Source organism: Candidatus Poriferisodalis sp., from assembly GCF_965215815.1.
Taxonomy (GTDB): domain Bacteria; phylum Actinomycetota; class Acidimicrobiia; order Acidimicrobiales; family Poriferisodalaceae; genus Poriferisodalis.
Genome location: NZ_CBDCEO010000013.1, coordinates 1943250 through 1957297, shown reverse-complemented (window position 1 = coordinate 1957297; position 14048 = coordinate 1943250). Strand labels below are relative to the sequence as shown.

Below are 14048 nucleotides of genomic sequence, written 5' to 3'. Positions count from 1 at the left end.
AGTTGCGGCTGCGGGCCGAGACACTGGTGGCGCAGCGAGGTCAGGGACGGAATGCGATTGGACGCGCCACGAGCTGAGCCGGCCGGCTGGCGATTCGATAAGCGCCGTCGATCCACTCGCAGATCAGGCGTCGGGTGTCGCGGGGGTCGATCATTTCCTCGATTTGGAAGCGGTTCAGCGGCCCGATCGGGCCTCGTGCTGCTTCGATGCGCGCCTCCAGCTCGGCTCGCAGTGCGACCGGGTCTTGAGCCTCGGCGAGCTGCCGCTTATACGCAGCTTCAATGCCGCCCTCGGGCGGGATGCCGCCGACGTCCGCTGCGGGCCACACAACCCGAGCGCTGTGCTGTCGGCGGGGCGTGGCGTAGTTGTTGCCGGCTACACCGAAGCTGCGCCGCATCAGCACCGTGAAGATCGGCACGCTGGCCTGCGCGAACGCCGTCATCCAAGTGGCGCCCTTGCGGATCGTGCCCGCGATCTCGTGCTCCACTCCGACCGCAAAACCCGGATTGTCGACAAGGTTCAGGATCGGCATGTGGAACAGGTCGCACAGGTCGATGTGGCGGGTCAGCTTGTCGCAGCCGTCGGCCGTGAGCGCCCCGCCGTTGACGTGACGGCTGTCCGACGCCAGCACGCCCACCGGGTGGCCATGCATCCGAGCGAAGCCGACCACCTGGTCAGTGCCCCACAGCGAGCCGATCTCGAAGAACGAGCCTCTGTCGACGATCAGATCGATCCCCCGGCGGATGTCGAACGTCGTTGTGCGCTTGCGTGGGACCAGCGTCAACAGCTCGTCGTCACGGCGGTCCGGCGGGTCTCTGGGGTCGGGCGACAGCACCGGCGGCGTCTCATAAACCGACGGCGGCAGGTACGACAGGAACCGCCGCACCATCTCGGCAGCCTCGGTCTCGGTGTCGGCCAGGTTGTCGACCGAGCCGTTCGTGCAGTGGATGCGCCAGTCGCCGAGATCCTCCTTGGAGATGTCGTAGCCCATCGCATGACTCACCACCGGTGGTCCGGCCACAAACAGCTGCGAGATGTCGCGCACCATCACTGCGAAGTGGCCCAACACGGCCTTCGCCGCACCGATGCCCACCACGCTGCCGAGCAGCATGTTGACCACCGGCACGGTCGCGAGCTGCTCGGCGTACTCGGTGCTGCCCAGGTGTGACGGCAGAAACGAACCGCCGCCGCCGCTTACCCGTGGGCGACCAGCCTTGATGGCTCCGGTGCTCTCCTTGGCACTGCTCTCCCCTTCCTTGCGCTGCTCGGGCACCATCGAGGCGACGCTGCCGCCGCCCGACGAGCCGTCGAGGAGCCGGATCGACGGCACTCCCAGCTCCGTCGAGAGCAGGTCGAGGTAGAAGCTCTTGGCGCCGATGGCCCCGTCGGCATGGCCGCCGCGCGAGGTGAAATCGTCGGCACAGACCACTACGTCACGGCTGCTGATCTTGCCGGTGCCGCCGACGTGGTTAGCGGGGGTGAACGCCGCAATCTCGCCCTCGTCGTCGTAGGAGGCGAAGCCCGCCAGGCTGCCGACCTCGCGGAAGCTGCCCTCGTCGAGCAGCAGGCGGATGCGGTCCCGGCAGTGCAGCTTGCCTCGGTTGCGCTGGCGCACCACGCCGGGCTCGTCGGAGTCCGGCCCCAGGCGTTCTTCGGCGAGCCGCTGCAACGTCTGCACCTCATCCAGCTGCGGCTCCCAGCCGCTGGGAGGCGCCCCGGCCGCTCCCGGCACATCTCCCGCAGATATCTCCGAAGCCAAGACGGCAACCACGTCGCCCTCAGCCAGTTGGTCGCCGGGCTGGAGCTGTCGCAGCTCCGTGACTGTGCCGCCGCAAGGAGCGGTGACCTCGGTCTCCATCTTCATGGCAGACAGCACGGCAATGGCTTGCCCTGCTGCCACGGTGGCGCCCGTGCTTACCCGTATCTCGACGACGCTGGCTGGCAGCGGGCTGCGCGCGGCGATCTCGCCGTCATTGAGTTCGCGGTCCGGCCACGTCGACATCGGCAGGGCCGGCGCGGTGACAGGCACGGCAGCGGACCCTGGCGTCGCCGGCTCGAGCAGTGCAGCGCGGCGCGAGGCGTCACCGACTTGCGCGCCGTTGGAGCTGCCCACCGCGCCACCTGGTGTCGTCGACATCTCGGCCAACAGCGTCGTGCGAGCGTCGCTGCGGCTCACCGCCGGGTGGTCCAGGATCTTGCGGAGCTGGCCGATGTTCGTGGGCAGCTGGCCGATGTGGAAGTCGGCCAAGGCCGATGCCGTGCGGGCCACCGCAGCTTCGAGGGAGCTTGCGGTGCCGATGACCTTGGCAAGCAGAGGGTCGTAGTGCGGCGGCGGGGCGTAGCCGGCATACCCAGCGGCATCGACACGCACTCCCGCGCCTGACGGCTCTTGGTACGCCGAGATCGCACCCGAGCCGGTTGCGACTACGCGAGCCTGCACGGCATACCCGCGAGGCTCGGCGACGCCAGCCGCGCCGACGCCCAGCGCTGCGAGAGTTTCACCCGCTGCGATGCGGAATTGGGCTTCGACGAGATCGACGCCGGTGACCTGCTCGGTGACGGTGTGCTCAACCTGGATGCGCGGGTTGCACTCAATGAAGTAGTGCTCGCCGGTCTCGGGCACCACCAGGAACTCGACCGTCGCCGCATTCACCAGGCCCGCCTCGGCGGCGAGCCGCACGGCTTCGGCATGGAGTTGGTCGCGCACGTCGACACTGATTCCGCCAGCCGGGGCGATCTCGATCACCTTCTGGTTGCGCTGCTGGACGGAGCAGTCCCGCTCCCACAGGTGGGCCACGTTGCCGTGCCGATCAGCCAGCACCTGTACTTCGATGTGACGCGGCCGATCCACGAGACGTTCAACGAAGACGGTGCCGTCGCCGAATGCGACTGTGGCTTCGCCCGAACACCGTTCAAACGCTTCGGCGATGTCTTCGAGGCGATCCACGGCGCGCATGCCGCGTCCGCCCCCGCCAGCGGCCGCCTTCAACATGATTGGCAACCCGACCGCGGCGGCCGCATCTGCTGCGGCGGCCGCATCGGCGACCGCTCCGTTCGATCCCCCCACGACGGGAATGCCAAGCGAGGTGGCCAGGGTCCGTGCGCGGACCTTGTCACCGAAGAGCTCAAGCGCGCCGGCGCCCGGGCCTATGAACGCAAGCCCCGCTTCGGCGCATGCGTGGGCGAACCCTGCGTTCTCAGCAAGGAATCCATAGCCGGGGTGGACGCAGTCACAGCCGTGCTCGGCCGCGATCTGCAGCAATGCGGACATGTCCAGGTACGCCGCCACCGGATCGCCGTGCGGCAGAACAGCCGCAGTGGTCGCGGCGGTGAGGTGCAGCGAGCGCTCGTCGACCGGCGCGTAGACGGCAACCGACTCGATACCCAGCGCATCGGCTGCCTTGGCAATGCGGATAGCGATCTCGCCGCGATTGGCGATCAGGACACGGGTGAAGCTCACGATTCCCCCTCGGTATGGCCACGATTCGGCCGAGCACTGTGGATTCTGGCGCATTCTCGGTATCCATCGGGTACAAGTCCAGGCGGACACTGAGCCGCCGCCCCGGAGTTGTGCCTGCTTGGCGATTGTCCCCACCGGCGGGTCTCCCGGTGAGAGGCGGAGCAGTGGGCGACCCCTCTAGGACTGCGTTACCCCGCCGGATCGGGGTCTCCGCCGGGGCGCCTGCCGTTGAAGGCCCACTCGCCCCGGAAGGAGTAGTAGTTGAGCCCCCGGTTGTTGTACGCCCAGACCCGGTACACGTATTGCTTGTCGCCCTTGTCAGTCGCGTCGGTGTAGGTGGTGCTGGTGTCGGCGGGAGTCTGTTCGTCGCGCAGCTTGTCCCACTCGTGGGGGTCCGGCAGGAACCAGCCCCCGGTCTCGGTCGGGCGGTACTCGTGGCGTTCCACCCGGTAGCCGGTCGTCCACGGGTCGGTCACGACCTGTTGGGGCCCGGACCCGGCGCGCGCCGTCTTGAGGGTGGACAGCCACGGGTCCCGCGGCGCATCCCAGGCGAGTGTGCGGCTGGTGGGTGTGTCGTGGGTGAGGCGCACGTTGTGGGGGCCTTCCGGCTCCCGGCTGGGGCCGTAGGCCAACAGCGCCGTGTAGGCGCTGGCGAATGCGCCCTCCTCATCGGGCTCGGGGTTGTTGTCCAGGGCGGTCACGATGTACACGTGTTCGGCGCCGTCAGTGCGGTACACCGCCGAGCAGTCCTCATAGCGGGTGGCGACGCGATCGGCCTGCTCCACCAGCGTTACCTGCGCCGAGCGTTGGGCGCGGTTGTCGGCGTAGCTGTAGCGCTCCACCTTGTAGCCGGTGTCGCGGTCGCCCGAGGGCGGCGTCCAGGTGAGGGTGGCGCATGTCGGCTCCACCGAGACCAGCAGGTTGGTGATCCGCTCAGGCTGGGCGCATTCCCCGGTCTGCGCCGAGGTGGTGGCGTAGGAGCCGAAGCGCGTGGAGCGATAGCGGCTGCCGTCGATCCGCGTGTCGCCGCCGCCGCGGGCGCTCACCCGGAAGTCGTAGCCGCTGTTGCAGTCCAGACCGGCCGCCACGCCGAACACCTGTCGGTTGTCCGTCGTGCTGGGGAGATCGTCGAACTCGCCGCTGATCCTGGTCCAGCCGCTCTGGCCGTGCTTGAGGTACTCCAGCTTGTACTCCGCAGCGGTTTCCAGCGTGGACCAGTCCAGCGTGATGCTGGTCTGGGTCGGCCAGCTCGCCGCGAAGCCACGCGGCGCCGGCGTTTCGGACAGCGACCGCACGTTGAGCGGGCGCGAGTCGGCGAAGCGGCCGTCCGTGGTCATCAACCGGACGCGGAACCAGGCGGTCGCGTTCTCCCCAAGTCCCTCGACCGTGTGCGAGGCCGCAGAGGCCGCCAGCGTGGCCACCGTGTCCCACGACGGAGCAGAGAACGCGGTGCCGCTGATGCGTTGCTGCACCAGCACTCTCGCGACGGTTATGCCGGTGGGCTGGACGGGCAGCGTCCACCTCAGCAGCACAGAGTTGTCCTCTGCAACCTCGCCATCGAGGCCGGTGGCCGCGTCGGGCTCAGCCGTGGCCGACACCGTCGGCGGCCGATTCGGGATGGCCGGCACAACGTCGGCGATGGACACGGTGGCCTCGCTGGTAGCCCCCGCGGTCACCCTCACAGGCAAGGCACCGAAACCCAGCCTCACGCTCTCGCCGTCATCCTCGACAGGGTCCTCGGCGGCGCTGAACGTGAACGACCTGACCATGTCGCCGCTTCCGAAGCGCACGCTGTCGGGGACGCCCGAGTAGTCCGAGGAGGACACGCCACCCTGATGGGTCCTGATGAGAGGCACGGTGACCGTCCGCTCGGGGACCGCGCTCAGCCGCACCGTCACCGTCACCGTCCCGCCCTCGGCCACCGGGTAGCTCCCCCGCTCGAAGCTCACCGTCACCGCCGGGTCGTCGTTGTCGTTGACAGTCACAGCCACACTTGTCGTTGACAGTCACAGCCACACTGTCGACGCCGAGCCCCACGTACTCCGGGGCACTGCCAGAGTCCACCGCGTGGGTGACCGACACGAGGTCGTTCAGCGTGTCGAGATCCTCAGCAGCGCTCACCGTCACCGTCTGCTCCATGTCCCAGTCCGCGGCAGTGAAGGTCAGCGAGGCCGGCTCGACCGTCACGTCCCCCCCGCCGGACACATCGACCCTCACACTGTCCGTGGGCTGGAAGGCCAGCCGCACCGTGTAGATCCCGCTGCCCCCCTCATCCACGCTCAGCGACTGCCTCGACACCGACACCCCCGCGGTGTCGTTGTCGTTGACAGTCACAGCCAAGCTGTCCACGCTGAGCACTACATACTCCGGGGCACTGCCAGAGTCCACCGCGTGGGTGACCGACACGAGGTCGTTCACCGTGTCGAGATCCTCAGCAGCGCTCACCGTCACCGTCTGCTCCATGTCCCAGTCCGGCAGTGAAGGCAGTGAAGGTCAGCGAGGTCGGCTCGACCGTCACGTCCCCCCCGCCGGTCACATCGATCGTCACATTGCCCGACGGCTCCGCATCGAGCACCAACGTGTAAGTCGCCGTGCTTCCCTCAACGACGCCCAAGTCGTCCCTGGACACCGTCACATCCGGGCCGACGACGAACACTTCGGAGAGGGCGTAGAGCGGGCGCGAGGAGTTCCGCACGGCTGTTCGGCCGCTCAGGGGGCCGTCGCTGGACAGCGAGCCGTCGAGCGCGCCGGCGGACGCGAAGAAAGTGCCGCCGCCGCCCAGGCTCTTGGGAAAGCCCTGGGTGGTCAGTTCGGTCCCGTCGTGGTCGCTGCCGGTCCATGCCCGGTCGGCATCGGCGGAGATGCTGCGGGCCGAGCCGGACTCGTCGGTCCCGTTGGTCTGGTCGTCCCAGGTGCCGTCATAGAAGTCGGCGTAGTCGTCGGCGAGCTTGTTGCCGCGGAGCCAGTAGATGGGCACGCCCGCGCCCGTGGTGTTGGTGTTGTCGCGGGCGTCGACGTCAGCGGTGCTCGCCACAGCACGGAAACCGCCGCTGTAGTCCCCGATCGCCTCGTGGCCCGCCGCGGCGGCGGTCTGCACGAACGCGTTGTAGTCCCCGATGTCAGTCGAGGTGGCAGTGCGCGTGGACGAAGTGAGGAACAGCACCCGGAACCGGTCACCAGTCGCCAAACCCTCCGGCACCAACGCCGAGCTGGGAGGCACCACCGTGGAATCAACTTGCGTGCTCTGGGCCTCGACAACTTGTGGGATGAGAAGCACGCCGCCCATCGCCAGGGCCGTCAGGACAACGCCGACGACGCGCACGAACAGGGTGGGACGCGCCGAGGGAACGGCGCCTGACTCAGCGCGTCGGCGGCGCGGGTCCCTTCGGCACCCCCGCACAGACGTCCTCAAGGCTTGCAGGCTCGCCGCCTGTTGGTCGCTGGCTGATGTGAGGGCTCTGGACTGAACGCATGCTCCGCACGGCAGATCGCGTTCCTGGGATTTATCACCCGCATGACAACATGAGTTTATTGCACAGAATGGTCCGCTCCCGTGCTTGGCGAACGCTGTCGGGTACGGATTCGGTAGCCAGATCCACGAGGACGACATCGATACCGCTGGCATCAACGGGTCTCGTTCGGGGATTTGGGCCGCCGTAGACAATCTGTACGTAGTCGAATTAGCGGGGCTTGGTGCAACCACCGGGCCCGATCAGAGAAAGATCGTCGCCGTCGATCGTGGGACAGGTACTGGTCTCGGGGTTGCGGACGGCGGCCTCTTCGTCGTCGGTCGCTTGACCGGAGGCTTCGCTCCTGCCCGCGTGTGATCCCTGCTCTAGCGAACAGTTCTGCGGGAACGCCAGCTACGCACCAGGCGGCGAATTGGATGCCTTCGCAGGCAACAACCGTCGGCAGCGCGGAGTTGGCCGACCGATGCGAGACTGACGAGATGGAGATTTACGACGTCATGCGCACCACCTTCGCCGCTCGGGACTTCACCGACGACGAAGTCACCGACGAGGTGCTGTACCGCATCTTCGACAACGCCCGCTTCGCGGCCAGCGGCGGCAACCGCCAGGGCTGGAAGGTCATTGTGGTGCGCGACCCCGCACGCAAGAAGCGCTTGGGCGAGCTGTGCTACCCGGCGATGCGCGTCGCAGCGGCCCAGGTGAAAGCCGGCGAGGTCTACTGGCAGAGCTACAACCCCTCATCGGTGAACATCGCCGAAGCGATGAACGACGAGTCGCTGAAGTTTCCGCTGCCCATGTTCCGGCATATGGACCAGGTGCCGGTGGTGCTTGTGGTGGTCGTCGACCTGCGCGTGGTTGCTTCCATCGACAAGGAGCTCGACCGCATCGGTGTCGTCAGCGGGGCTTCCATCTACCCGTTCGCGTGGAACATCCTGCTCAGCGCCCGCAACGAGGGTCTCGGCGGCGCGATGACCACGCTGCTGTCGGCATCCGAGCCCGCAGCCAAAGAGTTCCTCGGCCTCGAGGACTGGGAAGCGGTGTGCGGACTGCTTCCGGTCGGCAAGCCGACCAAGCAGCTCACCAAGCTCAGCCGCAAGCCCGTCGAGGAATTCGTCGTTCGTGAGCGCGGCGACGGCGAGGCCTTCACGCTCTAGCGCCGACACGAAGGGGTTGCCTGAACCGCAGCCTTCGAGCCGGAACCGGCGCCACGTCATCACGGGGAGGACGCACCGATGGCCATCGACTTCAGCTTGAGTCCCGAACTGGAAGAGCTGCGTGCCCGCATCGCCGACTTCGTCGAAGCCGAGGTGCGCCCCGTCGAGGGCCGCATCGACGCGGAACGGCTCGAAGAAACCGATCGCGAAGCGTACGTCACAGCTCTGCTGGGCATGCGCAAGCGCGCCCGCGAAGAAAACCTGTGGCTGCCGCACATGCCGACCGAATGGGGCGGCATGGGCCTCGGCCACGTCGAGATGGCCATGGTGCAAGCCGAGGCCGCCAAGACCCGCTTCGGTTCGTGGGTGCTGAACTGCCAAGCCCCCAACGAGGGCAACATGCACACCCTGCTGCACTGGGGCACCGACGACCAGAAGCAGCGCTACCTGGCGCCGCTGTGCGAGGGCAGAGCCGAATCGTGCTTCGCCATGACCGAGCCCGAGGTGGCCGGATCAGATCCGACGCTCATCCAGTCCCGTGGCTATCCCGACGGTGACGAGTGGGTGCTGAACGGCCACAAGTGGTTCATCTCCAATGCGCACCGCTCGAAGTTTGCGATCCTCATCGCCCGCACCGAGGACAATCCGGACATCCCGCAAGCGGCAAACACTGCATTCATTGTGGATCTACCCGCTGACGGGTGGACCGAGGTTCGACAGATCGAGACCATGCACGGCTCCACCGGTCACAGCGAGATCTTGATCGAGGACTTGCGTGTCGGAGCGGGCCAGATGCTGGGCGGGCGGGGCCAGGGCCACCTGCTGGGCCAGTACCGGCTCGGGCCTGCGCGGCTGGCGCACTGCATGCGCTGGATCGCACAGGCCCAGATCGCGCTCGACATGATGGTCGACCGGTCTCTCAACCGGTTCGCTCACGGTTCGCTGCTTGCCGAGAAACAAGGCATCCAGTGGATGATCGCCGACAGCACGGTAGAGCTGTACCAAGCGAAGCTCATGGTGCTGCACGCGGCCTACAAGGTCGACCGCGCCCAGGCAGGGCACGGCGATGACTTCAAAGCCGAAGTCTCGATGGCCAAGCACTTCGTTGCGAACATGCTCGGTCGGGTCATCGACCGGTCGATTCAGGTGCACGGCGCGCTCGGCTACTCCACCGATACGCCGCTGGCGCACATGTACCAGCACGCCCGCTGGGCCCGCTTCGCCGACGGGGCCGACGAGGTCCACCAGATGCGCATCGCCCAGCGCACGATTGCCGCCTACAGCAACACCAAAAGCACCGCCGCGGCGACCGGCAACCTGCCGATCTGAGCGTGTTGCTGACGATGGACGTTCAATGAGCCGCGCCAGGAGCGCACGTTGAGTGTCCTTGAATACCTGCTGGCAGCGCTGTTCGTGGCTGCCGGTGCTGGCACACAAGCGTGCATCGGCATTGGCATGGGGCTCATCGCGGGGCCGGTGCTGGTGGTCATCGATCCGACCGCAGTGCCCGGTCCGATGCTGATGATCGCGGGCGGCATCAATCTGCGAAACGCCATCGCGGACAGAGCGTCGCTCAACAAATCCGCCCTGCGGCGGCATCTGCTCGCTGCACCAATCGGTCTGGTGGCCGGCCTGGCGTTGCTGTCCGCATTGAGCGATCGCTCGCTGGCGATTGCCGTGAGCCTGTTCGTGCTGTTGGCCGTTGCGGTGCAGGCCATCGGCACGCGACCGCTTGACGGCCGCCTGGCTGAGTATGCGGCGGGCGCCGGTACGGCGTTCTCGTCATCGGTGGCAGCAGTGCCCGGTCCGGTATACGCAGTCTTCGCCAGCCACTGGCAGCCTGCCGCGCTGCGAGCCACCCTGGCCACCTACATGCTCATTGTCGGCACGGTCATCATCAGCGCCCAGGCCGTCATGGGCGACTTCGGCCTCGAACAGTTGTGGCTGGCACTGACCCTGATGCCCGCAGTGGCACTCGGGCTGCCATTCGGCAGATGGCTGCGTCCGCGCCTAGCAGGACCACGCTTCCGGATGATCGTGCTGGGCATGGCCGCCACGAGCGCGTCGGTCGTACTGATTCGCGAGATCGTCAACGGCTGAGCACGCCCGCGGCGGCGGGGGCTGCTGTCAGGACCAAGGGTCCTCGGGGCCCGGCAGCAGCTGGGGCGTCGGCGTGGTGGCCTCGGCGATGACTTGCGCCGCCTGATGAGCCGCGCATACTCGGCCTTCGAGAGCCGCTTTGCGCTGAATTGCTGCTGCCGCCGCTGGGATCGGGCACACTGTCCTCATGTCAGCGGCTCGGCGCCCCAGGCTCCTGCTGAGGGAGTACCCGCCTCGATCCATGTCCGAGGTGGAGCGCGGCGAGGAGCTGGCGAGCCTGCTCCACCTCGCCATGCATTTGCCGAGGCGAAATTCACCCGAGCTGGAGTATCCCGTGTTCAGGAGCCGACGTGAGCGACCAACCGACTGAGGTTCTTGCTCCCGACATATTGGGGTTGATCCGGCGGCTGCATCATTCCCTTGAGCGCTCGGGCCTGCCGTATGCCTTCGGCGGTGCGCTGGCGTTGGCTTGGTGCATTCCCGAGCCGCGTACAACGAGAGATGTGGACCTCAACATATTCATCGAGGCCGAATCCGCGGAGGTTGCGGTCGCTGCGCTTCCGCCCGAGATCGTCGCCACCGATGCCGCGCTGTCCGAACTGCGCACGAGGGGCCAGACCCGCCTGCTGTGCGACACCATTCCGGTCGACGTCTTTCTCACGAATGATCCGTTTCACAGCGAAGTGGCAACACGCATCGTCCGACGACCGTTCCTCGGCGAGCAGATGCCGTTCCTGTGCTGCTCAGATCTCGCCGTCTTCAAGGCATTCTTCGACCGGCGCAAGGACTGGTTCGACCTCAGCGAGATGTTCGAAGCACGCTCAATCGATCTGGCAGAGATGACGGCGCTCGTCACGGGGCTGCTAGATCCCGACGACCACCGCATCGCCCAGCTTCGCCAAGCGCACGACGACGGAGAGCGCACACGACTCCGCCGCGCAGCGAGCGACCAGACAGGCGCCTGACGGCCGAGTCGCCTGATGGGGCCATCACAACTCGGCGGCAGCGCAGTTGATTTCTGCTGTCTGAGCGGCAGCGCGCCGCTCACGGTCACGAACTCGGACTCGCCTCGCAGCCGGATGCGCTGGCCAGACTCGAATGTCACGAGGAAAGGTTAGGACCAGGGGTCTTCGGGGCCGGGCGGCGGCTTGGGCGCCGGAATCGTCGCCTGCGCAATGACCTGGGCAGCGGCGGCCACACCGGAGGCGCCGATGGGCGCGTCGATGGCCCCAAGCGTCGCCTCGATCGTGCCGAGCGTGCCCAGCACCATCGGCGGGTTGAGATGACCCATGTGGCCGATGCGGAACTCGCTGTCGGGCCTGCCGGTGATGCTGAGCCCGAGCGTGAGGCCCGCTTCGCTCTCGCACGTGGCGCGCAGCTGTTGTGCGGAGACGTCGCCGGTTCGGATCATCGTGACCGAGTTCGAGCGATGAGCGGGGTCCACCACGTTCAGCTCAAGACCCCCTGGGGCCGACCACGCGTCAACGGCCGCATGGATCGCGCTCGCGAACACACGGTGGCGCTCCCAAACATTGGGGAGACCCTCTTCCTCGATCATGTCCAGCGCCTCGGCGAGGCCCCAGAGGTGCTGAACCGGCGGCGTGCCGCAGAAGATCCAGTAGTGCGCATCGGGATCGGTGCGCCTCGTCCAGTCCCAATACGCGGTGCGCAGATCAGCTCGCTGGTGGGCCTCCCAAGCCTTGGGTCCAACCCACACCATGCCGAGGCCCGGCGGCACCATCAGGCCCTTCTGACTGCCTGCCACGGTGACGTCCACGCCCCACGCGTCCATCTCGAACGGTTCGCACCCCAGCGATGCCACGCAGTCAGCCAGCAGCAGGGCCGGGTGGTCGGCATCGTCCATGGCACGACGCACCGCAGCGATGTCGTTGCGCACTGACGACGCAGTGTCGGTCTGCGCTACGAGCACTGCGGCGAATTCCCGCCCCACGTCGGCTCGCAGCCGTTCAGTGACGGCATCGGGGTCGATCGCCGCCCGTTCGGCCGCGTGCAGCACCTCGAACTTGACGCCGCTCTGGGCTGCCATCTCGGCCCAGTTCGTAGCAAAATGCCCGACCTCGAGCACGAGCACCTTGTCGCCCCGCGACAGCGTGTTGGTGATTGCCATTTCCCAGGCACCGTGGCCGTTGGAGATGGCGATGTAGGCCCGGTGCTCAGTTCGGGCCAGAACCGTCAGCCGCTCCAGCAGCGAGTAGGTGAGATCCACCACCTCGCCCTCGTAGATGTTCGGGATCGAGCGGTGCATGGCTGACAGCACCCGGTCGGGAATGACCGACGGGCCGGGAATCATGACCAGCGGACGTCCGTATCGCAGCGACATTGCATCTCCCTTCGACGATGGCGCAACAACCGCACACCGCCGAGATCACCAAGCCTACGAACGGCCTGGGTGCTGGCCTGCACACATTCGTATGTCATCTGCCCGCACCTGGCGACACCCGAGCGGCGCTACTGACGCATGGACGCAATTGCGGTCCGGTCCGCCATTTGCAGCGGGCGTAGGCTTCGCTCAATCTCCCAGAACAGAAGGCGGGGTTGTTCGATGAGCGGCAGCGCATTGATCCATCCATTCTCGGTACTCGCACAGCACGAGAACGAATTCATCAAGATCGTTTCCGGTGAGGGCGTAATGCTGCGCGACGACGCCGGCAACGAGTACATCGACGCACTCGCCAGCCTGTGGCTGTGCCAGATCGGGCATGGCAATCGCACCGTCATCGACGCCATCACCGCGCAGCTCGATCAGCTGCAGACGTACAACACGTTCGCACCGTTCTCGAACGGTCCCGCCGTCGAAGTGGCCGAGATGGTGCGTGCGCGCTCCCAGCATCCCGACGGCCGCGTGTTTCTGGGCTGCTCGGGTTCTGAAGCGGTCGACACAGTGCTGAAGTTCGCTCGGCGAATCCATCAACTGCGCGGCGACGTCGACCGGCAGATCATCGTGCGGCGCACCGGCGGCTATCACGGCGTGAACGTCGGCGGCACCAGCGTGCAGGGCATCGAGCCGATCCGATCGGGCTGGGGCGATCTGCTGCCGCACGTGGTCGAGATCCCCAACGACGATGTCGAACCGGCTGCCCAGCTGTTCGCTGAGCACGGCGACCGCATTGCGGCGGTCATCTCCGAGCCCATTCAGGGCGCCGGCGGCGTGATCCCGCCGCCGGACGGCTATTTCGAGGGTCTGCGCCGCCTGTGCGACGAGCACGGCGCGTTGCTCATCTTCGACGAGGTGATCTGTGGTTTCGGACGCACCGGCTCATGGTTCGGCGGTCAGACCTTCGGCGTGACGCCTGACATGTTCACGTTCGCCAAGGGCGTCACCTCGGGCTATCTCCCGCTGTCGGGCGTCGTGGTGTCTCGCGAAATCGCCGAATTGCTGGAATCAGACCCCGAGAAGTTCATGCACGGCTACACGTACTCGGGGCATCCCACGGCATGCGCCGCTGGTGTCGCCAACATCGGCGTCATTGAGTCGGAAGGACTTGTCGAGCGAGCGAGCTACATCGGCACCAAGATGGAAGAAGGCTTCCAGGCGCTGCAAGGCGACGGCATGCTCGCGGGCTACCGGGGCCTCGGGGCTATCTGGGCAGCCGACCTCGGCTACGACGCCACCGAGACTCGGGAAGCGTTCCTCAAGCGCGGCGTCATCTCCCGACCGGTAGCGAACGCCCTCATGTTCTGCCCGCCGCTCGTTATCTCTGACGCCGAGATCGGGCAGATCTTCGACCGACTCGAAGACGCTATTCGGGCAACCTCGCCGGTCACCGCCTAGCGCTGCTTCGCAGGCGGCTACTGGCCTGTTCCGAGCCGGCCCGGAGTCCGGTCCCACAGCAGCCGAGCATC

10 protein-coding genes are annotated in these 14048 nt (G+C 66.9%); 6 read left to right on the top strand and 4 right to left on the bottom strand.

The features are described 5' to 3' along the window. Positions 1–40: 40 nt before the first annotated feature. Both ACOOHB_RS18770 and ACOOHB_RS18765 read right to left on the bottom strand, forming a co-directional pair. Entirely contained in the window at positions 41–3460 is a 3420-nt protein-coding gene (locus tag ACOOHB_RS18770; protein WP_420446313.1) for a carboxyl transferase domain-containing protein, read from the bottom strand. Between the two features lie 188 nt (positions 3461–3648). After that, a complete protein-coding gene (locus ACOOHB_RS18765) occupies positions 3649–5382 on the bottom strand; it encodes a hypothetical protein (protein ID WP_420446939.1) in 1734 nt (577 codons plus the stop codon). Between the two features lie 149 nt (positions 5383–5531). On the opposite strand from ACOOHB_RS18765, the gene ACOOHB_RS18760 reads away from it, so the two are divergent. Then, positions 5532–5714, top strand: coding sequence for a hypothetical protein (locus ACOOHB_RS18760; protein ID WP_420446312.1), 183 nt, complete (start codon positions 5532–5534; stop codon positions 5712–5714). Positions 5715–5891: 177 nt separating this feature from the next. Here ACOOHB_RS18760 and ACOOHB_RS18755 read toward each other — a convergent pair whose 3' ends face one another. Then, a complete protein-coding gene (locus tag ACOOHB_RS18755; protein WP_420446311.1) occupies positions 5892–6782 on the bottom strand; it encodes a hypothetical protein in 891 nt (296 codons plus the stop codon). Positions 6783–7409: 627 nt separating this feature from the next. On the opposite strand from ACOOHB_RS18755, the gene ACOOHB_RS18750 reads away from it, so the two are divergent. From ACOOHB_RS18750 to ACOOHB_RS18735, 4 genes are all read left to right on the top strand, one after another. Continuing rightward, entirely contained in the window at positions 7410–8084 is a 675-nt protein-coding gene (locus tag ACOOHB_RS18750) for a nitroreductase family protein (RefSeq protein ID WP_420446938.1), read from the top strand. Between the two features lie 78 nt (positions 8085–8162). Continuing rightward, positions 8163–9413 (top strand): acyl-CoA dehydrogenase family protein, encoded by a 1251-nt coding sequence (locus ACOOHB_RS18745; RefSeq protein WP_420446310.1) that lies wholly within the window; start codon positions 8163–8165, stop codon positions 9411–9413. Positions 9414–9461: 48 nt separating this feature from the next. Further along, entirely contained in the window at positions 9462–10184 is a 723-nt protein-coding gene (locus tag ACOOHB_RS18740) for a TSUP family transporter (RefSeq protein ID WP_420446309.1), read from the top strand. Positions 10185–10534: 350 nt separating this feature from the next. Then, entirely contained in the window at positions 10535–11149 is a 615-nt protein-coding gene (locus ACOOHB_RS18735) for a hypothetical protein (protein WP_420446308.1), read from the top strand. 149 nt (positions 11150–11298) lie between these two features. On the opposite strand, the gene ACOOHB_RS18730 is transcribed toward ACOOHB_RS18735, so the two are convergent. Further along, positions 11299–12525 (bottom strand): pyridoxal-phosphate-dependent aminotransferase family protein, encoded by a 1227-nt coding sequence (locus ACOOHB_RS18730; RefSeq protein WP_420446307.1) that lies wholly within the window; start codon positions 12523–12525, stop codon positions 11299–11301. 222 nt (positions 12526–12747) lie between these two features. Between ACOOHB_RS18730 and ACOOHB_RS18725 the strand changes: the two genes are divergently transcribed. Beyond that, positions 12748–13977 (top strand): aspartate aminotransferase family protein, encoded by a 1230-nt coding sequence (locus ACOOHB_RS18725; RefSeq protein ID WP_420446306.1) that lies wholly within the window; start codon positions 12748–12750, stop codon positions 13975–13977. The last annotated feature ends 71 nt before the right edge of the window (positions 13978–14048 follow it).